General features: G+C 73.8%; 22 protein-coding genes and 1 pseudogene. 8 read left to right on the top strand and 15 right to left on the bottom strand.

What is annotated here, in order from left to right; translation table 11 throughout:
* Positions 1 to 36: 36 nt before the first annotated feature.
* From AMY39116_RS43395 to AMY39116_RS0322095, 8 genes are all read right to left on the bottom strand, one after another.
* Positions 37 to 1,188: a VWA domain-containing protein gene (locus tag AMY39116_RS43395; protein ID WP_020419813.1), complete on the bottom strand. Its 1,152-nt coding sequence runs from the start codon at positions 1,186 to 1,188 to the stop codon at positions 37 to 39.
* The gene (locus AMY39116_RS0322125; protein WP_020419812.1) at positions 1,185 to 3,371 is read right to left on the bottom strand and encodes a DUF5682 family protein; all 2,187 of its coding nucleotides are present in this window, start codon (positions 3,369 to 3,371) and stop codon (positions 1,185 to 1,187) included. Before AMY39116_RS0322125 ends, AMY39116_RS43395 begins: the two co-directional genes overlap by 4 nt.
* Positions 3,368 to 4,447 (bottom strand): AAA family ATPase, encoded by a 1,080-nt coding sequence (locus AMY39116_RS0322120; protein ID WP_020419811.1) that lies wholly within the window; start codon positions 4,445 to 4,447, stop codon positions 3,368 to 3,370. The genes AMY39116_RS0322125 and AMY39116_RS0322120 overlap by 4 nt, the downstream gene beginning before the upstream one ends.
* Entirely contained in the window at positions 4,444 to 5,853 is a 1,410-nt protein-coding gene (locus tag AMY39116_RS0322115) for a DUF5691 domain-containing protein (RefSeq protein ID WP_020419810.1), read from the bottom strand. The genes AMY39116_RS0322120 and AMY39116_RS0322115 overlap by 4 nt, the downstream gene beginning before the upstream one ends.
* Positions 5,850 to 7,121, bottom strand: a complete 1,272-nt coding sequence (locus AMY39116_RS0322110) for an SWIM zinc finger family protein (protein ID WP_235716191.1) — start codon at positions 7,119 to 7,121, stop codon at positions 5,850 to 5,852. The genes AMY39116_RS0322115 and AMY39116_RS0322110 overlap by 4 nt, the downstream gene beginning before the upstream one ends.
* Positions 7,122 to 7,488: 367 nt before the next feature.
* The gene (locus AMY39116_RS0322105) at positions 7,489 to 8,106 is read right to left on the bottom strand and encodes an antibiotic biosynthesis monooxygenase (RefSeq protein ID WP_027936132.1); all 618 of its coding nucleotides are present in this window, start codon (positions 8,104 to 8,106) and stop codon (positions 7,489 to 7,491) included.
* 104 nt (positions 8,107 to 8,210) lie between these two features.
* On the bottom strand, positions 8,211 to 9,893 hold the full coding sequence (locus AMY39116_RS47605) for a hypothetical protein (protein WP_235716190.1): 1,683 nt from the start codon (positions 9,891 to 9,893) through the stop codon (positions 8,211 to 8,213).
* A 258-nt stretch (positions 9,894 to 10,151) separates the two neighbouring features.
* Positions 10,152 to 10,598 (bottom strand): SRPBCC family protein, encoded by a 447-nt coding sequence (locus tag AMY39116_RS0322095; RefSeq protein ID WP_020419807.1) that lies wholly within the window; start codon positions 10,596 to 10,598, stop codon positions 10,152 to 10,154.
* 103 nt (positions 10,599 to 10,701) lie between these two features.
* Between AMY39116_RS0322095 and AMY39116_RS0322090 the strand changes: the two genes are divergently transcribed.
* Positions 10,702 to 11,427 (top strand): ferritin-like domain-containing protein, encoded by a 726-nt coding sequence (locus AMY39116_RS0322090; RefSeq protein ID WP_235716189.1) that lies wholly within the window; start codon positions 10,702 to 10,704, stop codon positions 11,425 to 11,427.
* 230 nt (positions 11,428 to 11,657) lie between these two features.
* Here AMY39116_RS0322090 and AMY39116_RS0322085 read toward each other — a convergent pair whose 3' ends face one another.
* Positions 11,658 to 12,905, bottom strand: coding sequence for a LuxR C-terminal-related transcriptional regulator (locus AMY39116_RS0322085; RefSeq protein ID WP_020419805.1), 1,248 nt, complete (start codon positions 12,903 to 12,905; stop codon positions 11,658 to 11,660).
* Between the two features lie 127 nt (positions 12,906 to 13,032).
* Between AMY39116_RS0322085 and AMY39116_RS0322080 the strand changes: the two genes are divergently transcribed.
* Together AMY39116_RS0322080 and AMY39116_RS0322075 are read left to right on the top strand one after the other, a co-directional pair.
* A complete protein-coding gene (locus AMY39116_RS0322080) occupies positions 13,033 to 14,118 on the top strand; it encodes an S-(hydroxymethyl)mycothiol dehydrogenase (RefSeq protein ID WP_020419804.1) in 1,086 nt (361 codons plus the stop codon).
* Positions 14,115 to 14,741: an MBL fold metallo-hydrolase gene (locus tag AMY39116_RS0322075; RefSeq protein ID WP_020419803.1), complete on the top strand. Its 627-nt coding sequence runs from the start codon at positions 14,115 to 14,117 to the stop codon at positions 14,739 to 14,741. Before AMY39116_RS0322080 ends, AMY39116_RS0322075 begins: the two co-directional genes overlap by 4 nt.
* Positions 14,742 to 14,852: 111 nt before the next feature.
* On the opposite strand, the gene AMY39116_RS47880 is transcribed toward AMY39116_RS0322075, so the two are convergent.
* The 4 genes and pseudogenes from AMY39116_RS47880 to AMY39116_RS0322055 form a co-directional block, all read right to left on the bottom strand.
* Positions 14,853 to 14,975: a hypothetical protein gene (locus tag AMY39116_RS47880; RefSeq protein ID WP_020419802.1), complete on the bottom strand. Its 123-nt coding sequence runs from the start codon at positions 14,973 to 14,975 to the stop codon at positions 14,853 to 14,855.
* Between the two features lie 17 nt (positions 14,976 to 14,992).
* Positions 14,993 to 16,435, bottom strand: coding sequence for a DHA2 family efflux MFS transporter permease subunit (locus AMY39116_RS0322065; RefSeq protein ID WP_020419801.1), 1,443 nt, complete (start codon positions 16,433 to 16,435; stop codon positions 14,993 to 14,995).
* A gap of 151 nt (positions 16,436 to 16,586) precedes the next feature.
* A pseudogene (locus tag AMY39116_RS43380) lies at positions 16,587 to 17,044 on the bottom strand (MaoC family dehydratase).
* A gap of 1 nt (position 17,045) precedes the next feature.
* Positions 17,046 to 17,939, bottom strand: coding sequence for an SDR family NAD(P)-dependent oxidoreductase (locus AMY39116_RS0322055; protein ID WP_020419799.1), 894 nt, complete (start codon positions 17,937 to 17,939; stop codon positions 17,046 to 17,048).
* A 177-nt stretch (positions 17,940 to 18,116) separates the two neighbouring features.
* Here AMY39116_RS0322055 and AMY39116_RS0322050 point away from each other — a divergent pair, with 177 nt between their 5' ends.
* The 3 genes from AMY39116_RS0322050 to AMY39116_RS0322040 are packed head-to-tail and all read left to right on the top strand — an operon-like array spanning position 18,117 to position 21,460.
* The gene (locus tag AMY39116_RS0322050) at positions 18,117 to 19,739 is read left to right on the top strand and encodes an AMP-binding protein (RefSeq protein ID WP_020419798.1); all 1,623 of its coding nucleotides are present in this window, start codon (positions 18,117 to 18,119) and stop codon (positions 19,737 to 19,739) included.
* Positions 19,740 to 19,751: 12 nt separating this feature from the next.
* Positions 19,752 to 20,330 carry a TetR/AcrR family transcriptional regulator gene (locus tag AMY39116_RS0322045; RefSeq protein WP_020419797.1) on the top strand — a complete coding sequence of 193 codons (579 nt, stop codon included), beginning with the start codon at positions 19,752 to 19,754 and terminating at the stop codon, positions 20,328 to 20,330.
* Positions 20,327 to 21,460, top strand: coding sequence for a GDSL-type esterase/lipase family protein (locus AMY39116_RS0322040; protein ID WP_020419796.1), 1,134 nt, complete (start codon positions 20,327 to 20,329; stop codon positions 21,458 to 21,460). The genes AMY39116_RS0322045 and AMY39116_RS0322040 overlap by 4 nt, the downstream gene beginning before the upstream one ends.
* Here AMY39116_RS0322040 and AMY39116_RS0322035 read toward each other — a convergent pair.
* Together AMY39116_RS0322035 and AMY39116_RS0322030 are read right to left on the bottom strand one after the other, a co-directional pair.
* Positions 21,457 to 22,545 (bottom strand): EstA family serine hydrolase, encoded by a 1,089-nt coding sequence (locus AMY39116_RS0322035; RefSeq protein ID WP_020419795.1) that lies wholly within the window; start codon positions 22,543 to 22,545, stop codon positions 21,457 to 21,459. The two genes, AMY39116_RS0322040 and AMY39116_RS0322035, sit on opposite strands and share 4 nt — an antisense overlap.
* The gene (locus AMY39116_RS0322030; protein ID WP_020419794.1) at positions 22,542 to 23,864 is read right to left on the bottom strand and encodes an NAD(P)/FAD-dependent oxidoreductase; all 1,323 of its coding nucleotides are present in this window, start codon (positions 23,862 to 23,864) and stop codon (positions 22,542 to 22,544) included. The genes AMY39116_RS0322035 and AMY39116_RS0322030 overlap by 4 nt, the downstream gene beginning before the upstream one ends.
* Positions 23,865 to 23,947: 83 nt before the next feature.
* Here AMY39116_RS0322030 and AMY39116_RS0322025 point away from each other — a divergent pair, with 83 nt between their 5' ends.
* Both AMY39116_RS0322025 and AMY39116_RS0322020 read left to right on the top strand, forming a co-directional pair.
* The gene (locus AMY39116_RS0322025; RefSeq protein WP_020419793.1) at positions 23,948 to 24,541 is read left to right on the top strand and encodes a TetR/AcrR family transcriptional regulator; all 594 of its coding nucleotides are present in this window, start codon (positions 23,948 to 23,950) and stop codon (positions 24,539 to 24,541) included.
* A 101-nt stretch (positions 24,542 to 24,642) separates the two neighbouring features.
* Positions 24,643 to 25,854: an acetyl-CoA C-acetyltransferase gene (locus AMY39116_RS0322020; RefSeq protein WP_020419792.1), complete on the top strand. Its 1,212-nt coding sequence runs from the start codon at positions 24,643 to 24,645 to the stop codon at positions 25,852 to 25,854.
* Positions 25,855 to 25,896 lie beyond the last annotated feature (42 nt).

The following is a 25,896-nucleotide window of genomic DNA, read 5'->3' as shown; positions in this document are numbered from 1 at the left end:
CCGCCGCGCGGGCGAGGAGAATGCCGCGTCCCCTTGTCAGTCCTCCGCCGCCGCGGTGGGGATGTCGTTCGCTGCCGCCCAGGTGGCCACGTCCTGCCGCTGGACGGCCGCCGCCATGAGGTCCGGGAAACGGTCCGGCGTGCAGGCGAACGCGGGAATCCCCAAGGCCGCCAGCGCGGCCGCGTTCTCGTGGTCGTAGGCGGGCGCTCCGTCGTCGCTCAGGGCGAGCAGGCACACCACCTGCACGCCGTCCGCCTTCAGGGCCTGCGCGCGCTGCAGCATCTCCTCCTCGTCACCGCCCTCGAAAAGGTCGCTGATCAGCACCAGCACCGTGTCGCGCGGGGCGTCGATCCGGCTCTGGCAGTACGCCAGCGCCGCGTTGATGTCGGTGCCGCCGCCCAGCTGGACCCCGAACAGCAGCTCCACCGGGTCGGACACCGACTCGGTCAGGTCCGCCACCGCGGTGTCGAACGCGATCACCTGCGTCCGCAGCGACCGGATCGACGCCAGCACCGCCCCGAACACGCTCGCATACACCACCGAGGCGGCCATCGACCCGCTCTGGTCCAGGCACAGCACGATCTGCCTGGACACGCTCGGCAGCCGCCGACCGAAACCCACCAGCCGCTCCGGCACGACGGTCCGCTGCTCGGGCTGGTAGTGCTTCAGGTTCGCCAGGATCGTGCGGTTCCAGTCGATGTCGCCGTGCCGGGGCCGGTTCGTGCGGTTGGCCCGGTGCAGCGCCCCGCCCACCGCCTGCCGCGTCGGCTGCGCCAGGCGCTTCTCCAGGTCCTCGACCACCTTCCGCACCACCGCGCGCGCCGTGTCCCGCGACCGCTCCGGAATGGCCCGGTTGAGCGACAGCAGCGTGCCCACCAGGTGCACGTCCGGCTGCACGGACTCCAGCATCTCCGGCTCCAGCAGCAACTGGCGCAGCCCCAGCCGCTCCATCGCGTCGCGCTGCATCACCTGCACCACCGAGCTGGGGAAGTAGCCGCGGATGTCGCCCAGCCACCGCGCCACCCGCGGGGACGACCCGCCGAGCCCGCCACGGCGGTCCTTTTCCTTGTCGTACAAGGCTTCCAGCGTGGCGTCCCGCCGGGCGTCCGCACCGGACAGCGACACGCCGGTGCCGTCGGCGTCCTGCCCGCCGAGCATCATCCGCCACCGCCGCAGCCGTTCACTCATCCCAGCAGCTCCAGGATCCGCGGCACCACCAGCGCCGCCCGCTCGTGGTCCAGGTCCTCGTCCGCCGCGCGCGCCCCGGCCGCGCCCTCGCCCCGGTCGATCCGCCGCACCCGCAGCCCGATCTCCCGCCGCTCCGGCGCGCTGAACTCGGCGAACGTCCGGCGCAGCAACGGAAGCAGGTGGTCGAACACCTCCTCGCCGACCCCGGTCGCCCACCGGTCGACGATCTCCAGCAGCTCCGGCTCGTGCACCAGCAGCGCCGCCTCGCCGGACAGGAACCCCTCCAGCCAGCCCGCGGCCTGGGTCGCGTCCGCGGCGACGGACAGCTGCCGGGACAGCCTGCCCGCGGCGTCGGCCACGTCCAGCAGCCCGGCGTCCAGCAGCAGCCGCACCGCGCGCCCGGCGATCAGCCCCGGCACGCCGAGCCGGTCGGCCACCGTCCGCAGCGCGCCGTACCAGACCTCCCGCAGCTCCTGCTGGTCGAGCAGCCCGATGCCCCGCTGCACACCGTCCACCAGCTGCCGCACCTCACGGCCGGCGTCCTCGTCGAGACCCGCGCACGCGGCGGGCAGCCCGACGGCGATGCGCGTGACCACTCCGCTCAGCACCCGCTGCACCAGCTCGGTGTCCGCGCGGCGCACGTTGCCGTAGCGGCGCACGCGCGCCATCGGCTCCACCGCCGCCATCAACCGCGTGGTGTCGTGCTGGCGCGCGGCCCGCTCGTCGAGCGCCGCGAGCACCCCGGCCAGCGCTTCCGGCAGGTCCGCGGTGAGCGTGTCCTCGACCAGGACGCTCAGCTCGGCGATGTCGGCCTCGGCGGCCCGCTGCGCCACCACCGCCGTCGCCGCGGATTCGATCGTCGTGCCGTAGCCGCTCGCCTCGATCAACGCGACCGCCAGCTCCGGCCGCCACTCCAGCACCCACGACTCCCGGAACGTGCCCCGCGTGCGCGCGGTCTCCGCGGGCTCGCCCCACCGCACGCCGAGCAGCAGCAGCCGGTGCAGCAGCTTGCTGCGCTCCAGGTGGGTCGGCGTGCGCAGGTCCAGGTCCAGCTGCTGCTCGGCCGCGCTCTGCTTGAGCCGCAACCGTTTCCGCGTCGCCTCCAGGTCCTTGGCCAGTGGCACCATCGGCGTCTCGGCGGGCACCCGGCCCAGGATGTCGCCGACCAGCAGCTTGCGGGCCACCAGCCGCATCGGGATGTCCGACCCTCCACACAGGACGGCCTGGCAGGCCTCCAGCACCTCGGGCAACCCGGGGTGCGGGCGGTTGCGCAGCACGGCCAGCGCGTCGGCGAGCCGGACGGCCTCGATGACCGCGGCCGGGGACACGTCGTGCTGCTCGCGGCGCAGCAGATGCGCCACCCGCACCATCCACCGGCCCACCGCCTCGTCGTGCGCGGTGGTGAACAGGTGGTGGTACCAGCCGGGGGAGGAGATGCCCGCGCCGTAGCCGCTGGCCCTGGCCAGCCGCGACGACGTCCACGGCACCCAGGTCGCCGCGACCTTCGTCGTGCGCAGTCCCTTGAGCAGCCGGTTGTCCGCGGCCTGCGACGGGAACTCCGCGGGCACCAGCACCGGCGCGTGCCAGGCGCCGCACACCACCGCGATCGTGCCTGCCCCGCCGCGGATGACCGCCCGCAGCACCTTCCGCATCGCCGCTTCCCGCCGCTGCGTGCGCAGGTCCGGCACGTGCCCTTCGCGCAGCGCGCGCATGGCGTCGAGCAGCGCGTCGAACACCTCGAGCCCGTGGTAGCGCAGTTCGACCGCGTCCTCCCACCAGCGCTCCGGATCGTCGTACCCGGCGGCTTCGGCCAGCGTCGCGATGGGATCGATCGGCGGTTCCGCGTCCGGGTCCTCGGCATCCTCCAGCACCAGCGCGACGTTCGCGGGCAGGTCGAGGAACCGCACCTGCCTGCCGTGCTCCAGCGCCCACCGCAGCGCCACCCACTCCGGGGAGAACACCGCCATCGGGTAGAACGCGGCCGTCGCCGGGCGGTCGGCGGCGTAGACCAGCCCGGCGACCGGCGGGCGCATGCCCGCGGCCGCGGCGAGCGGGGCGACGGAGTCCAGCTCCGGCGGTCCCTCGATCAGCACGACCTCGGGGTCGAGCCGGTCCAGGGCGTCGGCGACCGCGCGGGCCGAACCGGGCCCGTGGTGCCGGATGCCGAGGACGTGAACGCTCACACCAGTTCCCGGCACGCGCGGTAGAGGTCGGACCACGGCTTGCGCTCGCGCACCACGGTCTCCAGGTACTCCTGCCACACGATCCGGTCCTGCACCGGGTCCTTGACCACCGCGCCGTGCAGGCCGGCCGCCACGTCGTCGGCCCGCACCACGCCGTCGCCGAAGTGCGTCGCGAGCGCGATCCCGTTCGTCATCACCGAGATCGCCTCGGCGGTGGACAGCGTCCCCGACGGCGACTTGATCTTCGTCCGCCCGTCGGTGGTGACCCCGTCGCGCAGCTCGCGGAACACGGTCACCACGCGGCGGATCTCGTCCACGTTCTCCGCGCCGGCCGGCAGCTGCAGCGACCGGCCCAGCTGCTCGACGCGCAGCCGGACGATCTCCACTTCGGACTCGGCGTCGTCGGGCAGCGGCAGCACCACGACGTTGAAGCGGCGTTTCAGGGCGGCGGACAGGTCGTTCACGCCGCGGTCGCGGTCGTTGGCCGTGGCGATCACGTTGAACCCGGCGAGCGCCTGCACCTCGCTGTCCAGCTCCGGGATCGGCAGGGTCTTCTCGCTGAGGATCGTGATCAGCGCGTCCTGCACGTCGGACGGGATGCGGGTCAGCTCCTCGATCCGCGCGATGCCGCCGGTCTCCATCGCGCGCAGTACCGGGCTGGCGACCAGCGCCTTGGGCGAGGGGCCCTCGGCGAGCAGGCGCGCGTAGTTCCAGCCGTAGCGGATCGCCTCCTCGGCGGTGCCGGACGTGCCCTGCACCAGCTGCGTGGAGTCGCCGGAGATGGCCGCGGCGAGGTGCTCGGACAGCCACGTCTTCGCGGTGCCGGGCACGCCCAGCAGGAGCAGCGCGCGATCGGTGGCGAGCGTGGCGATCGCGACCTCGACGAGGCGGCGCGAGCCGAGGTACTTCGGGGTTATCGGGGTGCCGTCCGGGGCCTCGCCGCCCAGCACGTAGGTCGCGACGGCCCACGGCGACAGCTTCCAGTTGGGCGGTTTGGGCCGGTCGTCGGAGGCCGCGAGGGCGGCCAGCTCGTCGGCGTGCTGCTGCTCGGCGTGTGCTCTCAGCACGTCGGTCATGTGAACTCCTGCCGGATGGTCGCTCGGATGGTCAGCGCGTGGGCGATGCCGCGCAGGGTGCGCGCGGTGGGTTTGTGGTCGGTGCCGAGGGCGAGCAGCCAGTTCTCGACGGCGGCGAGCGCGGCGGGGTGCAGGTGCTCGGCCATCGCGCAGGCGGCGAGCCGCAGCACGGCCTCGGCCTTGGCGGTGCGCAGCCGCGCGACGATTTCGGTGGAGAACTCCGCGGGCCACGGGCCGGGCGCGGCGGCGAGCAGCGCACCGAACCGGGCGTCGAGTTTCCGGCTGCTGCCGAGGATTTCCGCGGCGGCGGCGGGGGTGAGCGCGGCGATCAGCTCGGGGGTCGGCTGGTGCCGGGCCAGCGCGGTGAGCCACTGCTGGTCGCGCTGGCGCAGCGCGGCTTTCGTCCAGCCGAGGAGGACGTCGTGGCCGGCCTCGGGGATCCAGTCCGGATCCCAGGCGGCCAGCGGGGTGGCGGCGAGGATCTGGATCAGCCGGGACGCGCCGCGGCCGAGACCCGGTTCGCGGTGGTCGGTGACGCCGTCGCGGCGGGCCGCGTCGTCGGGTTCGCCGGGCAGGTCGAAGGCGCCGCGGCCCTGGTGCAGCCGCCGGGCGCGCTCGGCCATGCGCTGGGCGCGGGCCGAGCCGGGCAGGTGGTCGAGCAGGGCAGTGGCGGCGGCGCGGACGGTCGCGGCTCGGTCGTCGAGGGCGCGTTCGAGCAGCGGTTCGTCGTCGCCGGACAGGCCGGTGCGCAGGGTGTCGAGGAACGCGGCGCGGGTGGCGGCCGGCTCGTCGGCCCAGGTTTCCTCGACCAGTTCGCGCGCGCGGCCGGGCGCGGTGGCGCGCAGGTCGGTCAGCAGCGCCACCCGCTCGGCGCGGGTGCCGGTGGCGAAGCGCTCCGCCACGTCGGCGGGCGGGACGGTGGCGGCCCAGCTCCACGCCGGGTTGTGCGCGGCCAGCCAGGCGCCGCGCGGGCCGAGGACGTCGCGGACGAGCGGGCGGGCGGTGGCGGTGGTCGTGCCGAAGCGGAGCAGGTCGGGCAGCAGCCGGTACGGCGGGCGCCGCCCGGTGTCGCGGGCGGCGGTGAGCCAGTCGCCGGTGAGCAGCTCGGTGCCGACTTCGAGGCGGATGGCCTTGGTGAGCAGCAGTTCCAGCAGCTGGGCGGCGGCCGGGGTGCACTCGGGACGGTCGTCGGGGCCGGCCGGTTGTCGCGGGGTGCCGCGCCAGACCGGTGGTGTCCAGCCCGCGCGCCGGTGCCCGGCGGCGAGGGCGGCCGCGGCCAGGACCGCGGCCTCGGGCGAGTCGGCGGTGACGCTGCCTGCGCCCGGGATGCCGGAGGCGGCCAGGTCGAAGGGGCGGCGGCCGGTGCCGACCAGCGCCGTGCCCAGCAGGTCTTCCCATGCGGTCACAGCGCCACCAGCCGGTCGCCGACCTGCACGCTCAGGGGGTGCAGGCGCTCGTCGATCCACTCGCCGAACACCGGCACCGGGTGCCCGCCGGAGAGGGCGAGCAGCTGCCACACGTCGGTGCCCGCGGCCAGGGTGAGGGCGGCGCCGCCGGGGTCGACGAGCAGCGGCGGGTCGCCGGGGACGACGGTCATCCCGGCCAGTGCCAGGGGGATGCGGCGCAGCCACGGGTTCCCGGCGAGCCACCGGGCGGCCTGGCCGAGCGCGGTGCGGACGTCGGTGGCGTGCGGGAGGCCGGAACCGGGCGTGACCTTGTGCTCGTCACCGGCGAGCAGCGCGCGGCGGGGCTGGCCGCCGGGGTAGCGGGCCACCTCGCCGTCCACAACGGACCCGAGCACGTGCGCGACCTTCAGCGCCTGCCCGGCGGCGGCGAAGTCCAGCAGCACCACGGTTTCGCCGGTGCGCTCGCCGTGCAGCCAGGTGCGCTGGGACAGCAGGCGCTCGTCCTCCTCCTGGCTCAGGCCGACGACCCACCACCGATCGGCGACCCGGTCGCCGATCTCGTCGCGGCGGCGGGCCCAGCCCAGCACCGTGCGCAGGTCGCCCATCGCGGCGTCGTCCAGCTCGGCGCGGCGCCGCCACGCGCGGACCGCGAGGTACCAGCGGCCGAGCTCGCCGAGCAGGTGCGGCGCCCAGTCGGCGCGGGCGTGGATGTCGGCGCCGGCGGCGCGGACCCGGTCGGCGAGCCCGGGCAGCTGGGCGTCGACGAGCCGGGCCGCGGCGGTGTCCCAGAACCCGGGCGGCTGGCGGCGGGCGGCCGCCAGGCCCTGGCGGACGAGGTCGTGCAGCCACAGCTCGAAGTCGTCGAGGCCGGCCGACATGAGCGACTCGCGCTCGGCCAGGCGCTTGGCCTGCGCCTCGGGGTCCGGTTTGGCGGCTTCCCGGCGGGGTGCGGCGGGGGTGACCCAGTCGGCGGGCCTGGCGTCCTCGGACACGGAGCCGTCGCCCGCGGCCCACATGAGCAGCAGCGCCAAGCCGTGCTTGCAGGGGAACTTGCGGCTCGGGCAGGTGCAGCGGAAGGACGGTTCGGTGAGGTCGACGGTGACCTGGTAGGGGGTGCGGGCGCTGCCCTGGCACTTGCCCCAGACGAGTGAGCTGGTGCTGCCGAGGTCGGACCAGGTGCGCGGGTTGGCGAGCCCGCGGGCGGCCCGCGCGGACCCGGCGTCCGGGGCCAGCGCGAGCACCCGAGCCACCGTCCACCGCGATCCCACGCGGCCAGCCTATCCGCCACCCTCGGCGGCGGCCGGGCACCCGGGCGGGCCGGTTCGCCGGCCGGATGTGGAGCCGCCCCGGCGGGAGGCAGTGGCCGGCAGCCGCGTCCGGCGGTGCTCGCCCGGCGCGGCGGCCATGGCCCCGGTACGGGCCACCGCTGGTTCCGGCTGGACGACCAGGGGCCGCCGCCGCGTGCCCCGGCGGCGGCCGGCTTGCGGTGAAGCTGGTGCCTCGTCGGATTCCGGTGGCCCACCTCGGCCCGGTGGCGTGGTCCGGCTTGGTTCCTGTCCCGGCCCGATCGGCGGGGCAGGCTCGATGGCCCGCCCCGCTCGGTCCGGCCCGGTCCGCCCTGGCCCGGTCGTTCGGTCAGGCCATTTCGGGCACCCGCAGGTGCGCCAGTGCCAGCTCGAACTCGGCCACCTCCAGGATCTCCACCCCGGCCTCCTCCGCGCCACGCGAGCGGAGGGCGTCGGCGCGGTTGCGGGTGCTCGCCATGTTCGCGTGGTTGTCGTAGGTCACCGAGGACACCGCGATGCCCGCCTCGCGGTCGATCATCAGGCTGGCGCTGCAGAACCCGTCGAGGCGTTCCAGCTCGGGCAGCAGGCCCATGCGGTAGGTGTCGATGGCGCGGTCGAGCTGGTCGAAGCGGGTCCAGGTGACGCGGCAGCAGGCGCCCTCGGGCGCGGGCCGCGTGCGGTGCAGCACCGCGATCTCCCACTCGTCGACCTGGGCGCGGTTGCCGCCCATCACCTCCGCCGCGTGGTCGCGCAGCGGGCGCACCCGGTCCGCGCTGTCCCGCATCGCCTCCATCGACTCCCACGAGCTGGTGGCGATGCAGCGCCCGGAGTCGCGGTCGACGAGCATCGACAGTCCGACGCAGCCGGGCATCTCCATCAGCTCCGGCATGACCTCGTCGCGCAGGTGGGCGATCCCGGCGTCGATCGTGTCGTGGTGAGCTTGCACCGTGGTGGAACGCGCGAACACGCCTTCCACCCCCTCTCCGGTCGAGGCGGCGTCCCGGCGGCGCCGCCGGTAGCCCTCCACCTTGCGCCGCGGGGCGAGCGGGCGCAACCGCGGCCGGCGCCGCCCTAGTCGAAGACGTACCACTGGCCGCCGCGGTATTCGAGGACCGCGTCGCCCAGGTCGCTCTCCGTGAACGGGGTGTCCGCACGCACCGCGCGGGCCGGGATCTCGATCCGCCCGGCGGTTTCGGTGACCCCGGCCCGGTCGACCGTCGCGGTGCGCAGGGCCCGCTTCTGCGCCGGCGAGATCATCTGGAAGGTGATCGGCATGGTCTGCTCGCACGGCCCGAAGCCCTGGTCCTCGGCCTTCTTCGCGGCCGGGCCCGCGATCTCGCAGACCACCGCGAGGTCCTCGCGGCCCACCGCGTGCAGGAACTCCTCGTAACGCCGGATGCCGTCGGACGCCGACGGGCCGGACGACGTGGGCGCTGTCGACGATCCGGACGGTGGCGGGCCGTCCTGCTTGCGGTACAGCGTGGCGGATCCCGTCACACTGCCGCCGGAGTAGGTCATCTTCAGCGACTCGCCGTCCCGGTGGAGCGTCACGGTGCCCTCGGTGACGCAGTTGCCCGCGTCCTTGTCCAGGATCGTCTCGCGCAGCTCCAGCCACTGCGTGGTCGCGTCGACCAGCCGGAGGAGGCCGCGGCACGCCAGGTCCGGATCGGGGCCGGTCCAGGTCGTGCGGTACTCGACCGGGTTGCTGTCGCCGCCGAGGACCACCCGCATGTGGTACGGGCGGGCCGCCGGGGACTGCTCGACCGGGTCGCGGGTCTCCCACGTCCCGGCGAAACCGTCCGGCAGCCGGGCGGGCATGGCGCAGCGGCGGTCGGTGAACACGTCGGCGAGTTGCCGCCCCGGGTAGGGACCGGCCGGGCCGGAGAAGCCGGGCACGAGCGACTGCGCGCCCCACGCGCCGCGGTAGCCGTACCACGGCTCGCCGTCGAGCGGGCGCGGTTGCGTGCGCCACAGGTTTCCCTGCGAGGTCCAGTCGAAGGTGGCGCCGGAGACGTGCCAGCCCTTCGACGGGTACGACGCGTGCGACCCCTTCGCCGAGTACACGACCGGGTGGCCGTCGTCGTGGTCCAGGTCCGCCCACGGCACGGAACACGGCTCGGCGCCGTGGCCGAAGAAGGTCACCGCGACCGGTTCGCCGTTCCGCAGCTGGACGGCGACCCGCTCCCAGTCGCCCTCGTGCGTGTTGCCCACGGGGGTGCCGGCCGGGCGGAGTTCGTTGCGGCCGTAGAAGAACCAGTACACGTACGCGGAGCGCTCGTCGTCGGCGCGGTGGTGCTCCCAGTACATCGGCGGGGGAGCGTCGTCGGGCTGGACGTTGTCGTGCGCATCCAGGTAGAACCCGCCGTCGGAGTTCGGCGAGACCTCGTCGCCCGAGTGGCGGGCACAGGGGAACAGCGGCTTGTCCGGGGACGGCACGGCGGGGTCGGCGTCCTTGTGGTGCTTGTAGACAGTGCCGCGAAGCTTGCCGGGATCGACCGGGTCGGCCACCGGCTCGGGGTCGGCGCAGTCGTCGTGCTCGTACCGCAGCACCGACTGCCGGATGTAGGCGGTCGCGTCCATCGGGGTGAACCGCTCGTCGCCGGCCAGCCACACCCGCGGCGCGAACTGCAGCGCGGTGGGCTCGTCCACACGCGCCGGTGTGGGCGCGGTCTGCTCCTTGGGCCCAGGATCGTGGTCCTGGCAGGCCGTCAGCAGCGTCATGGCCAGCAGGGCCACCCCCAGCAAAACGCGCATCTTGAGGACTGTACGCAACGGACGCCACGCGCGTGGCCGTTTTCCGGAATCAGCTGCTGGCCGAACTCAACCGCCGGCGGATCACCGCCGCGCGCGGGAACGTCGAGGCCGAAGTGGACGGACACGGCAACCTGACCGGCCTGCGACTGGCCGCGGACGCCCTGCGGCCGGCGGAGGCGCTGGTGAGCGCGATCAGGCGGGCCGGGCACGGGGCTCGTCGGCGGCGTGCTGCCCGCACTGCGGCGGTGCGTTGCCCGCTCAGACCTGAGGCTGCGCTTCGAGGTGCTGTTTCAGCAGGCCGAGCGTGGCGGGCACTTCCTTGCGCGCGTTGCGGCGCGCCAGGGGAGCGATGAATCTGCCCACGCCGTGCCCCTCGAAACCGATGCCGTACTCGACGTGGGTGCCCTCGCCCTCCGGGGTGAACGTGACGTCCACGTGCGCCCGGACCGGCCCGTCCACGCCGCGGACGCCGTAGCGCCGGCCCGGGTCGTAGGCCGTCACCTCCCACGTGATGGTCCGGTCGGCGCCCATGACGTGGCGGACCTCGTGCCCGCGGGTGCCGACGGTGACCGGGACCGGGCCGTCGAAGGCGGCGGTGCGGACGTCGGGCTGCCAGTCGGGCAGGTGGGCGGCGTCGGCGAGGAAGCCGAACACCTCCTGCGGGCTGCGTGCGATGTCCACTGTGGCGGTGGTCTTCCCGGACATGACGCGACTCCTCTCGTGGTGCGTCGAGGGTAGGCCGGTCATGCGGCGCCCGGAAGGAGCTCGGTCCGGCAACCTCGCCCGCGCTCAACCGTCCTGTCAAGGAGTGTCCGGACGCGAGGGGGTTCTGGTGCGGGATGCCGGCGGTTGGCTGCGGGAGTTCCAGGAGGCCGCGCGTGCCAGGCAGGACCGCGGTGATCCGGACTGGGCCCGGGCCGCCCGGCTCGACCCGGCCATGGTGCGCAGCCTGCAGCGGTTCCAGGTCGGCGAATCCGGCGACGGCGTGCGGCTCAACCGCGCCGCCGAGCGGACCGGCGATCGCGCCTACGCCGCGGCGGTGCGGTTGTTCGTCGCCGAGGAGCAGAACCACGCGCGGCTGCTCGCCCGCCTGCTCGAGGCCGCCGGGGCGCCGACGATCACGAGCCACTGGACCGACAGGGCGTTCGTCGCGCTCCGGCGCGGGCTGGGGCTGCGGCTGGAGCTTGCGGTGCTGCTGATCGCGGAGACCGTGGCGCTCAGCTACTACCGCATCCTTCGCGACGGTTCCGGTGACGCTCTGACGCGCGACGTGGCGGCCCGCATCCTGGATGACGAGCAGCGGCACGTGCCCTTCCACCGCGACCGCCTGCGCGGGTCGATGCCGCGCCCGGTGTGGTGGCTGGTGCGGACCGCGTGGCAGCTGCTGCACGCCACCACCGCGGTGGTGGTCGCCTGGGATCACGGGGCCGCGTTGCGTGTGCTCAGTGCCGGTCGGCGGGAGTTCGTGGCCGAACAGGTCCGCCTGTTCAGCCGGTTCCTGACCACGCTGCGAGCGGAGCACGCCCGGACCTGAGGCCGGCGATGGGGTGCACGGCGCCGAAATCACCGAACCGGAGACCGCCTGCCGGCGGCATCGAGCAGGAGGTGACGGTGGAAGGCCCGCGCGACCGCCTCGATCGGGGACAGCCGGGCCGCCGGGGATGACGTGAACGCGCCGAAGTCGATCAGCGGTTGCAAGTGGGTGAGCTGGTGGACGCGCGACCAGCACGGTGAAACGGCCGTGGATCCGCCGAGCGGGCGACCTCAGGCGTGCGCCACGCCGAGCCCCGCGCCCAGTGCCAGCGCCGCGGCCTCGCCGCGGGAGCTCACTTCCAGCTTCTGCAGCACGCCGGTGACGTGGAACTTCACGGTGCTCTCGGTGACGCCCAGCTCCGCCGCGATCGCCTTGTTGCGCTTGCCCTGCGCGAGCAGCGCCAGCACCTCCCGCTCGCGGCGGTTGAGGTTCGTCAGCCGCGTTTCGCCGGAGGGCTCGGGCGCGTCCAGCGGCAGCGAGATCGTCACCCGGCTGCCCCAGCCCGGCGCGGCGTCGATGTCCAGCGCGGCGCCCAGCGTGCGCGCCCGGCCCTGGAGGCCACGGCGCAGCGCGTCCACGTCCAGCTCGCCGGACCCCTGGTCCCGCACGTCGACCACCAGGCTCGCGCCGTCGCTCGACCACGCGATCCGCAGGCGCGCCAGGCCCGGCTGGGCGGTGAACGCCAGCACAGCCGTCCGCGTCATCGCCCGCGCGGCGTGCGCGATTTCGCCGGGCACGGAACCGCCGGACGGGGCGACGAACTCGATCGGCGCCTCGTGGTGGCGCAGCATCTGCCGGATGTCCTCGCGCAGCCGGGCGAACGCCTCCGGCGCGGCCTCCTCGGACAGCGCCTGGTCCGACTTCCGCGCCGATCGCAGCGCCAGCAACGCCGCCGACGCCGAGTCCGCCGCCGACAGCCGCGCCCGGCGGTCGTCCAGACCGGCGGACCGCAATGTGGTCAGGATCGCCACCAGCGCCGCCTCGTGCGCGGCCGCCAGCTCGGCGATCGTGCGCTCCCGCTCGCTGGAGGCGGCTCGCGACTCGGCGAGGTAGTCGGGGCTGGCCTGGGCGACCTGCTGGCTGATCGAGGTCACCACCAGGCCGAAGATCGCGGCCAGCAGCTCCGGCTCGGGCAGCCGCCGCCGCGCCGCGCGGGGGACCAGGACGAGCAGCGTGCCGGTCGGATCGAGCACCACCCACACGGTCCGCTCCGCGCCCGCGATCGACGCGGTCGTGCTGACCGGACGGCCGGGCTCGACCGCGGCCTTCAGCTCCTCCAGCTCGCCGATCGTGACCTTGTTGATCATCTCGGTGGCGCCGGCGACCTTGCGCGGCCGCCCGGTGCACTCCCGGGTGAACACGACGAGCGCGGTGTGCGGCCACCGCTCGCCGAGGAACCGCGAGAGGCGGCGGGCGATTTCGTGCAGCGGCCCGTCCACGACCTCGCGCAGAGCCACCAGATCGGACACCGGATCCATGCGGCCACTCTAACCGGAGGTCGAGGTTTTACTGGTCCGACGACCAGGTCGCGGAAACGCCACTCAGGGCTACCGTCGCCAACGGTATGCGTCACCGCGCATGCTTCTCCACCGAAAGGAACAGCCGATGCCACAGACGGTCCGCGGCGTGATCGCCCGCACGAAGGGAGCTCCGGTCGAGCTCACCGACATCGTGATCCCCGACCCCGGTCCCGGTGAGGTCGTGGTCGCGATCGCCGCGTGCGGGGTGTGCCACACCGACCTGACCTACCGCGAGGGCGGCATCAACGACGAGTTCCCGTTCCTGCTCGGGCACGAAGCCGCCGGCACCGTCGAAAGCGTCGGCGAAGGCGTCGACTCGGTCCAGCCGGGTGACTACGTCGTCCTCAACTGGCGCGCGGTGTGCGGCCAGTGCCGGGCCTGCAAGCGCGGCCGCCCGCAGTACTGCTTCAGCACGTTCAACGCCACCCAGAAGATGACCCTGACCGACGGCACCGAGCTGACCCCGGCGCTGGGCATCGGCGCGTTCGCGGACAAGACGCTCGTGCACGCCGGGCAGTGCACCAAGGTCGACCCGGCCGCCGACCCCGCCGTCGCCGGCCTGCTCGGCTGCGGCGTGATGGCCGGTCTGGGCGCGGCGGTCAACACCGGCGCGGTGAGCCGCGGCGATTCCGTCGCGGTGATCGGCTGCGGTGGGGTCGGCGACGCGGCCATCGCCGGGGCCCGCCTGGCCGGTGCGAACAAGATCATCGCCGTCGACCGCGACGCGAAGAAGCTCGAGTGGGCTACCGAACTGGGCGCCACCCACACGGTCAACGCGACCGAGACCGACGTCGTCGAGGCCGTCCAGGCCCTGACCGGCGGGTTCGGCGCGGACGTGGTGATCGACGCGGTGGGCAGGCCGGAGACCTGGAAGCAGGCGTTCTACGCCCGCGACCTCGCCGGCACGGTCGTGCTGGTCGGCGTCCCGACCCCGGACATGCGGCTGGAGATGCCGCTGCTCGACTTCTTCTCCCGCGGCGGCGCGCTGAAGTCGTCCTGGTACGGCGACTGCCTGCCGGAACGGGACTTCCCGGTGCTGGTCGACCTGTACCTGCAGGGCAGGCTGCCGCTGGACAAGTTCGTCACCGAGCGCATCGGGCTGGACGACGTCGAGAAGGCCTTCCACACCATGCACGCCGGCGAGGTGCTGCGTTCGGTGGTGGTCTGGTGAGCTTCCGGATCGACCGGGTCGTCACCTCCGGCGTGTTCGAACTCGACGGCGGCAGCTGGGAGGTCGACAACAACGTCTGGCTCATCGGCGACGACCACGAGGTGGTGGTGGTCGACGCCGCGCACGACGACAAGCCGATCGTCGAGGCCGTCGCGGGGCGCAAGGTCGTCGCGGTGGTCTGCACGCACGGCCACAACGACCACGTCACCCACGCGCCGCAGCTCGGCGAGCAGCTCTACGCGCCGGTGCTCCTGCACCCGGGCGACCAGGAGCTGTGGGACATGACCCACGCCGGGCAGGCGTTCTGGAAGGCCGACGACGGTCAGCGCATCGCCGTCGCGGGCACCGAGATCGAGCTGATCCACACCCCGGGCCACTCGCCCGGTTCGGTGTGCCTGCACCTGCCCGAGGCGAAGGCGCTCTTCACCGGCGACACGCTGTTCGCCGGCGGGCCGGGCGCGACGGGCCGGTCGTTCTCGGACTTCCCGACGATCATCGACTCGATCCGGGACCGGCTGTTCAAGCTCCCGGAGGACACCCGGGTGCACACGGGTCACGGCGACGGGACCACCATCGGGACCGAGGCGCCGCACCTGGCGGAGTGGATCGCGCGCGGCTACTGAGCCGGCGTGGTCGCCCACGCCGTGGCCGTCGTAGCGCGCCTGGCTACCGCGCGGGCTGCCCGGCCACGATGCTGCCACCGCCGCGGTGAGCGAGAACTGGGCAGCCCGCGCTCAGCGCGCGGGCTGCCCAGCAGCGATGACGGCGAGGTGGTGCGTCGGCGGGGCAGCGTCCGCGCTCAGTGCGCGGCAGGCGTCGGCGACGTGCAGGCAGGTGATGTCCCGCAGCGCGGCCACCCGCCGGGTGCCCCCGCTCAGTGCGCCGCAGGCGCGGGCGTCGCGGCGGCGGGCTTGCGCACGAACAGCGCGGTCACCAGCGCGAGCACCCCGACGACGCCGGCCACCACGAACGCCGTGCGCAGGCCCGTGGCGTCCGGGATGCCCGCCGGGTCGTTGCTGGCCAGCGTGGCCACGCTGACGAACACCGCGGTGCCGAACGCGCCCGCGACCTGCTGCAGCGTCGCCAGGATCGCGCTGCCGTGCGAGTACAGGTGGTCCGGCAGCACGCCGAGCGACTCCGTCATCAGCGGCGTCATCATGAAGCCGAGCCCGGCCATCAGCAGCACGTGGATGGCGATCACCGCGGCCAGCGGCGAGCCCGGCCCGAGCAGCGCGAACAGCCACATCGACACCGCCAGCGCCACCGCGCCGGGGATCACCAGCGGCCGCGCGCCGAACCGGTCGAACAGCGCCCCGACCGGGCGGCCCAGCAACCCGAGCGTCAGGCCGCCGGGCAGCACCGCCAGCCCGCTGACGAACGTGCTGGTGTGCAGCACGGTCTGCAGGTACAGCGGCAGCATGATCGAGGCGACCCCGAGCAGGCACACGAACAGCAGCGCGGCCAGCACCAGCGCGACGACGAAACTGCGGTGGGTGAACGGCCGCAGGTCCAGCAGCGCCCTGTCCTCGCGCTGCAGCCGCGTCTGCCGCCAGGTGAACACGGCCAGCAGGGCGAGCCCGCCGACGATCGTGGCCCACGGCGGCACCGGCGCGTGCCCGCCGCCTTCGCCGATGCCGGCCAGGCCGTAGAGCACGCCGCCGAAACCGAGCGCGGACAGCAGCACCGACGGCACGTCCAGCGGCACCTTGCGGGTCGAGCTGTCCAGCCGGAACCACGCCGCGCCGATCGCCAGCGCGGCCAGCGCCAGCGGGAGCACGATCCAGAACATCCAGCGCCAGCCCAGCGACGCGAGCACCGCGCCGCCGATCGTCGGCCCCACCGCGGGGGCCACGGCGATCACGATGGTGATGGTGCCCATCGTCGCGCCGCGCTTGTTCTCCGGCACCAGGCGCATCACCGACGTCATCAGCAGCGGCAGCATCACGGCGGTGCCGCAGGCCTGGACCACGCGCCCGGCCATCAGCATGCCGAAACCGGGCGCGAGCCCGCTGATCGCGGTGCCCGCGCTGAACAGGGTCAGCGACGCGAGGAACACCTGGCGCGGGGTGAACCGTTCGAGCAGGAACCCGGTGGTCGGGATGACCACCGCCATCGTCAGCAGGAACCCGCTGGTCAGCCACTGCACCGTGGTGGTGGAGACGGCCAGGTCGGCGGTGAGGTCGCGCAGCGCGACGCTCAGGATCGTCTCGTTCAGGATCATCACGAACGCGGAGACGACCAGCACGCCGATGAGCAGCCCGGACCGCGGCGGCGCCTCGTGCGCGGCGTCGGGGGGAGTGGTCGCGGGGGCGGCCATGGAAGCACCTCACAGGGAATTCAGTGGTCGGGATCGCGGCCTCGGCGCCGCCGGAACGGCCGCACCCATCCCCCAGCAGGGCAGGCGAAAACAGCCGAACCACTTATACGGTGCGAACGCACCGCCCGTCCATCGAATTCCCGCTGCGGCGCTAGGTCATCTGGCGGATGAGGATCGTCGCCACGCAGGCCGGTTTCGGCGCGTCCTCGACGGCGATCGTCATCGTGATCGCCAGCTGCAGCCCGCCCCGCACCTCGGTCACTTCCTCGAGCGTGGCGGTCGCGCACACCTTGCTGCCCACCGGCACCGGGGAGGGGAAGCGGACCTTCTCGCAGCCGTAGTTGACGGTCAGCCCGAACCCGGTGAACTCCACGATCTCCGGCAGCAGCCGCGGCACCAGCGACAGCGTCGGTAACCGTGCGCGATGGGACCGCCGAACGGCCCCGCCTTCGCCCTCTCGACGTCGACGTGGATCCACTGGTGGTCCCCGGTCGCCTCGGCGAACCGGTTCACCGCCTCCTGGGTGACCTCGACCAGCCCGCTGCTGCCGAGCGGTTCCCCGACCGGCAGGGCGCGCACCCCGTCGACACCGTGCACCACGATCGCCACGTCAGACCTCCTCGAACATCAGCGGCGCGGGTTCGAACTCCTGCAGCGGCGCTCCGGCGAACAGCCGCACGACCTCCGGCACGGTCCAGCCGCCGGGCCGCAGCTCCTCGGCCACCTCGCCCGGGTGCGTCCACAGCGCGATGCGGTCGCCACCGGCGGCGATGGCCTGGCCGGTGACGTGCGCGGACTCCGCCGACGCGAGGTAGACCACCAGCGGCGCCACGTCGTCCGGGGTGCCGAGGCCCTGGCGCCGCAGCGGCTCCGGCACCGGCTCGCCTGCGTCCACCCTGGACACCAGCTCGCCCAGTCCCGGCATCGTCGCGACCATCCGGGTGAGCGCGGTGGGCACGATCGCGTTGACCGTCACGCCGATCTTCGCGTGCTCCACCGCCCAGGTGCGCATCATCGCGACGATGGCGCCCTTCGACGCGGAGTACGCGGTCTGCCCGAAGCTGGCGCGCTGCCCGGCGGGGGAGCCGACGAGGATCAGCCGCCCGCCCTCGCCCTGCTCCCGGAACCGTCGCACCGCCGCGCGGCCGCAGGTGAAGGTGCCGCGCAGGTGGCTGGTGACCACGAGGTCGAAGTCGTCGTCGCTGGTGTTGCGCAGCGTCCGGTCGCGCAGCGCGCCGGCGTTGGTGACCATCACGTCGAGGCGGCCGAACTCGCCGACCGCCCGCCGCACCAGCGCGTCGGCCAGGTAGCTGCCGCCGACGGAACCGACCACGGCGACCGCCCGGCCGCCCGCGGCGGTGATCTCCGCGACCGTCGCCTTGGCGACGTCGGCGTCGAGGTCGTTGACGACCACGGCGGCGCCCGCGGCGGCCAGCGCCCGTGCGTAGGACCGGCCCAGGCCGCGGCCGGCCCCGGTGACCACGGCGACTCTGCCGTCGAGCATGTGCCCTCCTTCGATCGCGGATCTCCTCGACGGTATGAGCCGCGGCTGCCCGGCACGCTGGCCTTGCGTCGCCACCGTGGCGCGACGTTTGTCCCGCCCGTCCTGCGGTTCCCGGCCGTGTCGCTCCGCCCCCGCGCCTTCCTACGCTGGACGCCGAGCCGAGGAGGTGCGGACCGGATGGACGTCTCCTTCGGCACCGTCTGGGAGGCCGTGGCCCGTGGCCTGCCGGACGCGGTCGCGATCTCCGAACCCGGGCGCGATCTGACCTACGCCCAGTTCGACGACCGCGCCGCCCGGCTGGCCACCGCGCTCGAGGAGGCCGGGGTGCGGGCCGGCGACAAGGTGGCCTGCTACCTGCACAACGGCGCGGCCTACCTGGAGACCGTGTTCGCCGCATTCAAGATCGGCGCCGTGCCGGTCAACGCGAACTACCGGTACACCGCGGACGAGCTGACCGCGCTGCTCACCGACGCCGACGCGGCCGCGGTGGTGTTCAGCGGGGTGCTCGCGCCGAACCTGCGCCACGCCGCGGAGCACGTGCCGACCCTGCGGCTGCTGGTCCGCGCCGGCCCCGCCGTGGAGCCCGGGCCGTCGGCGCCGGAACTGGAGGACCTGCTCGCCGTCACCCCGCCGCGCCCGCCGGAGCACCGGTTCGGCTCGGACGAGATCTTCATGTACACCGGCGGCACCACCGGCAAGCCGAAGGGCGTCATCTGGCGGCAGTCCGACCTGCTGCACTCGCTGTTCGTGCCGGTCTTCCGCCCGCTGGGCGCGCGGGAACTGCCCGCCACCCTCACCGAGGCCGTCCACCTCGCGATCGACGCGCACGCCGAGGGCCGCTCGCACGCGACGATGCCGGTCGTGCCGCTGATGCACGGCACCGGCCTGTTCAACTCGATGGGCGCCCTGCTCACCGGCGGCCGGGTGATCACCACCAGGCCCGGCGCGCTCGACCCGCACCACGTCTGGACGACGGTCGCCGCGCAGCGGGCCCGCACGATCATCGTCGCCGGCAACGCCGTCTGCCGTCCGCTCGTCGACGAGCTGGTCGCGGCGGAGCGGCGGGGGAGCCCGCACGACCTCGGCTCGCTGCGGTCGGTGATCAGTTCCGGCACGGCGCTGTCCGACCGGCTCAAGCACGCGCTGCACGAGCGGGCGAGCGTCACGATCTTCGACGCGATCGCCTCCAGCGAGGGCGGGCCGTTCGCGTTCGCGGTCACCTCCACTGTGGACGATCTGCCGTCGCGGTTCTTCCCGGTGCCCGCGACGAAGGTGTTCGGCCCCGGCGACGCCGAAGTGACGCCCGGCAGCGGCGAGACCGGCGTGCTCGCCTACCGCGGCCCGATCCCGCTCGGCTACTACAAGGACTCGGCGAAGACGGCCACGACGTTCCGCACGATCGGCGGCGTCCGCTACGCCGTCCCCGGCGACCTGGCCGCTGTCGAGGCCGACGGCGCGATCCGGTTCCTCGGCCGCAGGTCCGGCGTCATCAACACCGGCGGCGAGAAGGTGCACCCGCAGGAGGTCGAGGACGCGTTGCTGACCCACCCGGAGGTCACCGACGCGGTCGTGGTGGGCCTGCCGGACGAGACGTGGGGCGAGCGCGTCGCGGCGGTGGTCGCGACGGCTTCGGCGACGTTGTCGGCCGGGGAGCTGCGGGAGTGGGTGCGCCGTGGCCTGGCCGGGTACAAGGTGCCGCGCACGATCGCGCTGCTGCCCGAGCTGCGCCGCACGCCCACCGGGAAGCTCGAGCTGGCCTGGGCCCGCGACCTCCTCCTAAAGCGTTTAGGAAGTTCCTGATATGGTTTAGGCATGGTGCGAGCGGGACTGACCACCGAGCGTGTGGTCCAGGCGGGGGCGGAGCTGGCCGACGAGGCCGGGTTCGACGAGGTCACCCCGTCGGCGGTGGCCCGCCGGTTCGGCGTCCAGGTCGCGAGCCTGTACTCGCACGTGCGGGGCGCCCACGACCTCAAGGTCCGCGTCGCGCTGCTGGCGCTGGGCGAACTCGCCGACCGGGCCGCCGACGCGCTCGCCGGGCGAGCCGGCCGGGACGCGCTGGTCGCCTTCGCCGGCGTCTACCGCGACTACGCCCGCGAGCACCCGGGCCGCTGGGCGGCGGCGCGGTTCCGGCTCGACCCGGTGCACGCGGCCGCGAGCGCCGGGCCGCGGCACACCCGGATGATGCAGGCGATCCTGCGTGGCTACGACGTGCCGGAGGCCGACCACCCGCACGCCGTCCGGCTGCTGGGCAGCGTCGTCCACGGCTTCGTCGAACTCGAATCGGGCGGCGCGTTCGGCCACAGCGCGCCCGAGCCCGGCGAGTCCTGGTCGCGGATCCTCGAGGTCCTCGACGTCACCCTGCGGAACTGGCCCGGGAGGACCGGATCGTGATCACCACACCCCTGACCGCGGACCTGCTGCGCGGAGCCCTGGACGTCGAGTCCGGTGCGCACGGCCTGGTGCCGCACCGGCTGCCTGGGTGGGCGCGCGCCCGTGCCGACGCGCCGCTTCGCATGGCGGAGTCGCAGCCGTCCGGCGTGCGGCTGGTCTTCCGCACCCGCGCGACCGTGATCGAGCTGGACGCGCTGCGCACCACCCGGTCCTACGTGGGCACCCCGCCGCGCCCGGACGGCGTGTACGACCTGCTGGTCGATGGGCGGCTGACCGCGCAGGGCGGGGTCGGCGGCGGCAACACCGTCCACATCGACCTGTCCACCGGCGCGGCCCGGATGGAGCCCGGGCCGCCCGGCATGGTGCGGTTCGACGGGCTGCCCGGCCACGACAAGGACGTGGAGATCTGGTTGCCGCACAACGAGATCACCGAGCTGATCGCGCTGCGCACGGACGCGCCGGTCTCGCCGTCGCCCGTGCGCGGGCGGGTCTGGCTGCACCACGGCAGCTCGATCAGCCACGGCTCGGACGCGGCGAGCCCGGTCACCACGTGGCCCGCGGTGGCCGCCGGGCTGGGCGGGGCCGAGCTGGTGAACCTGGGCTTCGGCGGCAGCGCGATGCTGGACTCGTTCACCGCGCGGGTCATGCGGGACACCCCGGCCGACCTGATCAGCGTCAAGATCGGGATCAACCTGGTGAACGGCGACGTGATGCGGCTGCGTGCGTTCACGCCCGCGGTGCACGGTTTCCTCGACACGATCCGGGACGGGCACCCGGACGCCCCGCTGCTGGTGGTCTCGCCGATCTGGTGCCCGATCCACGAGGACACGCCCGGCCCCGGCGCGTTCGACGTCGAGGCGCTGCAGTCGGGCGTCGTGCGCTTCCGGGCCACGGGGGATCCGGCCGAGCGCGCTGCCGGGAAGCTGACGCTGCGCGTGATCCGGGAGGAGCTGGCGCGGATCGTCGCGGAGCGCGCCGACGAGAACCTGCACTACCTCGACGGCCGCGACCTCCACGGCGAGAACGACCGTCCGCTGCCCGACAACCTCCACCCCGACGCGGCGACCCACCGGCTGATGGGGGAGCGGTTCGCCAAGCTGGCGTTCGGCGGCCCGTTCGCGGCTCGCTAGTCCAGGCAGGAGCGGAGCGCGGCGAGGTAGGCGGTGGTGTTCGGCGCGTTCAGCAGCCCCGGCGCCATCCGGTTCATCACGTAGGCGAACGTCAGCCGCCGGTCGAGGTCGTTCACCACCACCGCGCCGCCGAAACCGCTCCACCAGCAGGTGCGGCCGTCGACCGCGTAGCCGAGCCCGAACCGGACGGGCGCGCCGAGCACCCGGTCCACCCCGTCGGCCTGCACCTCGAAGATGCGCTCCACAGTGGACTCCGAAAGGAACCGCCTGCCGTCGATCGTCCCGCCGTGGGAGACGACCGACTGCAGGCGCGCCACCGAGCGGGCGTTGCCCTGGCCGTTCAGCCCACCCAGCTCGGCCGCCAGGAACGGACGCGTGGTCGTCACCGACGGCGGGATCAGCGGGTTGGTCAGCGTGCGCACCGCGATCGGGTCGAGGGCCGCGTAGTCCACTCCGGACGACTCGGGCGGCACCAGCGTGGCGAGCCGGGCGTCCACGTCCGCCGGCGCGCCCAGCCAGTAGTCCGCCCCCAGCGGCTCCGCGAACTCCGACCGCAGCACCGTGCCCAGCGACCGGCCGGTCACCCGCCGCACGATCTCGCCGACCAGGTGGCCGTGGCTGACCGCCTGGTACCCGGAGCCCTCGCCCGGCGGGAACCACGGCTCCTGCGCCGCCAGCAACGCCGCCGCTCGTGCCACGTCGCAGATGTCGTCGAGAGTGACCGGCGAGTCCCATCCGCACACGCCCGAGGTGTGGCCCAGGACGTGCCGCACCAGCACGCCGTCCTTGCCCGCGGCGGCGAACTCCGGCCAGTACCGCGCCACCGGCGCGTCCGGGTCCAGCTGCCCCCGGTCCACCAGCGCGAGCGCCACCAGCGCCACCATCGTCTTGGTCAGCGAGTACGTGGTGACCAGCGTGTCCCGCGTCCACGGCACGCCCGGCGCGGCCGAGCCGCCCCACAGGTCCACCGCCACCTCGCCGTCGGCGATCACGCAGACCGAGGCCCCCGCCTCGGCGCCGTCGCGCAGCCGACGCGCCAGCAGGTCGCCGAGTGCGGCGAACCGCGCGTCGCAGTGGCCGTTCACCGGACGGCCGCCGCCCGCTTCCGGCCCGCCTCGATCTCGCGGTGCAGGTCCCGCACGTAGCGGGCGAAGTCGAGCTGGATGGTGTGCCGCGGCGCGGAGTAGTACTGCCCGAGGTGCTTGGCCTCGTCCCGTGCGATGGCGGCCTCCATCTCCGCGACGTCCGGCAGCTCGTACTCCCCGGTCAGGTGCCGCGCGATGAGCTTGCTCTGCTGCTCGGCGAGGTTGACGATCGTCGGCGACGCCTGCGCCAGCCCGGCGAAGTAGAGGTTGCCGATGCCGGGCTTGACGATCCGCTTGAACAGCGGCAGCCGGTGCTCGGCGTCCGGCAGCAGCGCCGGATCGTCGAAGAACGGGAACGACATCCGGTACCCGGTCGCGCACACGATCACGTCCGCCTCGATACGGGTGCCGTCCACGCACACCACGGCGTCGCCGTCCAGCCGCTCGATGGCGGGCACGCACGTCAGATCGCCGGAGCCGGCCTTGGCGAGGAAGTCCACGCTCACCGACGGATGCGCCGAGAGCGGCTCGTGGTCGGGCTTGGGCAGCCCGTAGTCCTCCATGTTGCCCAGCGTCTTCTTGATGGCCCGCCGGGACAGGGCCAGGCCGAGCTTCTTCGGCATCCACGGCGGCATCATCATCTTGTCCGCGGGTTTCCCGCCGCGGTACTTGGACAGCACCCACACCCCGCGGCGTGCGGACACCCAGACGTGCCGGGCGATGGAACGGTGGGACAGCTCGGAGGCGATGTCCAGCGCCGAGTTCCCCATGCCCACCACCACGATCCGCTTGTCCCGCATGTCGACCGGGTCGAACGGGCTGCGGTAGGCGTGGCTGTGCAGGACCGGGCCGTCGAACTTGCCGGGGTAGTCCGGCAGGTAGGGGTTCCAGTGGTGGCCGTTGGCGACCACGAGCGCGTCGTAGTCGCGGGTCCCTCCGGTGGACAGGGTGATCCGCCAGGTGCCGTCGGCCCGCCGCGCCGCGTGCTCGACCGCGGTGTCGAAGGTGATCGTCTCGCGCAGCCCGAAGTGGTCGACGTAGTCGCGGAAGTACTGGTGGATCAGCGAGTGGTGCGGGAAGTGCGGCCAGTCCGCGCCGGCCGGGAAGTCCTCGAACTGCAGGCGCGTGGTCGAGGTGTCGATGTGCAGCGATTCGTAGCAGGCGGAGCGCCCGTTGGGGTTGCCGAAGTACCAGTTGCCGCCGACGTCGTCGGACATTTCGAAGCAGTCGTAGGGGATGCCGTGGTCGCGCAACCGCTTCGCCGTGGTGAAGCCGGAGCAGCCGGCGCCGATGATGCAGACGGTGGGGAGTGAACTCACGGATGCCTCCTCCGCTGGCCACGATGCCGCTGACCACTCTGGCACGTTCGCTGACGGTGTGTCCAGTGAGTAGGCTGACCGTCATGACCCTGCGGGAGCGGCAGAAGCAGCAGACCCGGCGCGACCTGCTGGAGCACGCCAAGGCGCTGTTCGTGGAGCGCGGCTACGCGGCGGTGACGATCGACGACATCGTCTCCGCGGTCGGCTGCAGCCGCGCGACGTTCTACCTGCACTTCTCCGGCAAGCCCGAGGTGCTGCAGAAGATCGGCGCGGAGACGATGGCGCAGCGGGCGGTCGCGGTGTACGCGGAGCTGGACGAGGTGCTCGCCACCGGTTCGCGCGAGGGGTTCACCGGCTGGATGCGGCGCGCGGTCGCGTGGTTCGAGGAGAACCAGGCGATCCTGCCCGCGTGGGACGAGGCGGTCGCGCTCGAACCGGAGTTCCGGGCGATCGCCAAGCGCGCGGTCGACGAGCTGCCCGCCGCGATGCCGCGGTACCTGGAACGGTGGGGCCCACAGCGGCGGGCCGAGGCGCACCTTCGGATCGAGCTGCTGGTCAGCCAGCTGGAGCGGTTCTTCACCCGGTGGGCGGTGCAGGGCACGATCACCTCCACGGCGGACGAGGCGGCCGAGGTGCTCAGCGACATCTGGTTCCCGGCGCTGCGGCCGCCCCGGTGAGACGCTCGTCGTCTCAGCGGAGCCGGAATCGGATATTGGACTTCATGGTCCCGGGGTGCGATCGTCGGACGTAGCCCTGCCCAGCCGTGAAAGGACAACGGATGTCCGTCGATGTCGTCATCTGCGAGCCGCTGCGGACGCCGATCGGCCGGTTCGGCGGCGCGCTGGCCGGCCAGACGCCCGCCGCGCTCGCCGCGCACGTGTTGTCCGCCGTCGTGGAGCGCACCGGCGTGGACCCGGAGCGCGTCGACGAGGTCATCCTGGGGCACGCCTACCCGACGTCCGAGGCGCCCGCGCTCGGGCGGGTGGCCGCGCTCGACGCCGGCCTGCCGGACACGGTGACCGGCATCCAGATCGACCGCCGCTGCGGTTCCGGCCTGCAGGCCGTGCTCGACGCCGCCATGCAGATCCGCGCCGGGTTCAGCGACGTCGTGCTGGCGGGTGGCGCCGAGGTGATGAGCGCCGCGCCGTACTACACGCACGAGGGCCGCTGGGGCATCAAGGGCGCCGGCCTGCAGCTGCACGACTCGCTGGCGCGCGGCCGCGCCACCGCGGGCGGCGTGCACCACCCGATCCCCGGCGGGATGATCGAGACCGCCGAGAACCTGCGCCGCGAGCACGGAATCTCCCGCGAGGACCAGGACGCGCTCGCCCTGCGGTCCCAGCAGCGGGCGGCGCGGGCGATCGAGGGCGGGCTGTTCAAGGACGAGATCGTCCCGGTCACCGTGAAGTCGCGGAAGGGCGAGACGGTGGTCGACGCCGACGAGCACCCGCGCCCGGACACCACCGCGGAGGGCCTGGCGAAGCTGAAGCCGGTGATGATCCGCACCGACCCGGAGGCCACGGTCACCGCGGGCAACGCGAGCGGGCAGAACGACGCGGCCGCGGCCTGCCTGGTCACCAGCCGGGAGACCGCGGAGAAGCTCGGCCTGCGCCCGCTGGTGCGGCTGGTGTCGTTCGCGCGCGCCGGGGTGCCCGCCGAGACGATGGGCATCGGCCCGGTGCCCGCGACCCGCGCGGCGCTGGCGAAGGCCGGGCTGTCGCTGGACGACCTGGACCTGATCGAGCTGAACGAGGCCTTCGCCGCGCAGGTGCTGGCCTGCACCCGCACGCTCGGGCTGAGCGACACCGACGAGCGGTTCAACGTCAACGGATCCGGGGTGTCGCTGGGCCATCCGGTGGGGGCGACGGGCGCGCGGATCCTGGCGACGCTCGCGCGGGAGATGGTCCGCCGCGAGGCGCGGTACGGCCTGGAGACGATGTGCATCGGCGGCGGCCAGGGCCTGGCGGCGGTGTTCGAGCGGATCGGCTGACACCGGCTCGGTCGGCTGACCTGAGGCGCAGGCAGCTCGCGT

Source organism: Amycolatopsis sp. ATCC 39116 (assembly GCF_000231075.2).
Lineage (GTDB): Bacteria > Actinomycetota > Actinomycetes > Mycobacteriales > Pseudonocardiaceae > Amycolatopsis_E > Amycolatopsis_E tucumanensis.
This window is presented reverse-complemented; position numbering and strand designations above follow the sequence as displayed.

Excerpts from the sequence above, each read along its gene's own strand:
- AMY39116_RS47605 (WP_235716190.1), bottom strand. The coding sequence starts at position 9,893 with ATGCGCGTTTTGCTGGGGGTGGCCCTGCTGGCCATGACGCTGCTGACG.
- AMY39116_RS0322050 (WP_020419798.1), top strand. The coding sequence starts at position 18,117 with ATGGACGTCTCCTTCGGCACCGTCTGGGAGGCCGTGGCCCGTGGCCTG.
- AMY39116_RS0322055 (WP_020419799.1), bottom strand. The coding sequence starts at position 17,939 with ATGCTCGACGGCAGAGTCGCCGTGGTCACCGGGGCCGGCCGCGGCCTG.
- AMY39116_RS0322095 (WP_020419807.1), bottom strand. The coding sequence starts at position 10,598 with ATGTCCGGGAAGACCACCGCCACAGTGGACATCGCACGCAGCCCGCAG.
- AMY39116_RS0322120 (WP_020419811.1), bottom strand. The coding sequence starts at position 4,447 with ATGACCGACGTGCTGAGAGCACACGCCGAGCAGCAGCACGCCGACGAG.
- AMY39116_RS0322065 (WP_020419801.1), bottom strand. The coding sequence starts at position 16,435 with ATGGCCGCCCCCGCGACCACTCCCCCCGACGCCGCGCACGAGGCGCCG.
- AMY39116_RS0322045 (WP_020419797.1), top strand. The coding sequence starts at position 19,752 with ATGGTGCGAGCGGGACTGACCACCGAGCGTGTGGTCCAGGCGGGGGCG.
- AMY39116_RS0322085 (WP_020419805.1), bottom strand. The coding sequence starts at position 12,905 with ATGGATCCGGTGTCCGATCTGGTGGCTCTGCGCGAGGTCGTGGACGGG.
- AMY39116_RS0322025 (WP_020419793.1), top strand. The coding sequence starts at position 23,948 with ATGACCCTGCGGGAGCGGCAGAAGCAGCAGACCCGGCGCGACCTGCTG.
- AMY39116_RS43395 (WP_020419813.1), bottom strand. The coding sequence starts at position 1,188 with ATGAGTGAACGGCTGCGGCGGTGGCGGATGATGCTCGGCGGGCAGGAC.
- AMY39116_RS0322020 (WP_020419792.1), top strand. The coding sequence starts at position 24,643 with ATGTCCGTCGATGTCGTCATCTGCGAGCCGCTGCGGACGCCGATCGGC.
- AMY39116_RS0322080 (WP_020419804.1), top strand. The coding sequence starts at position 13,033 with ATGCCACAGACGGTCCGCGGCGTGATCGCCCGCACGAAGGGAGCTCCG.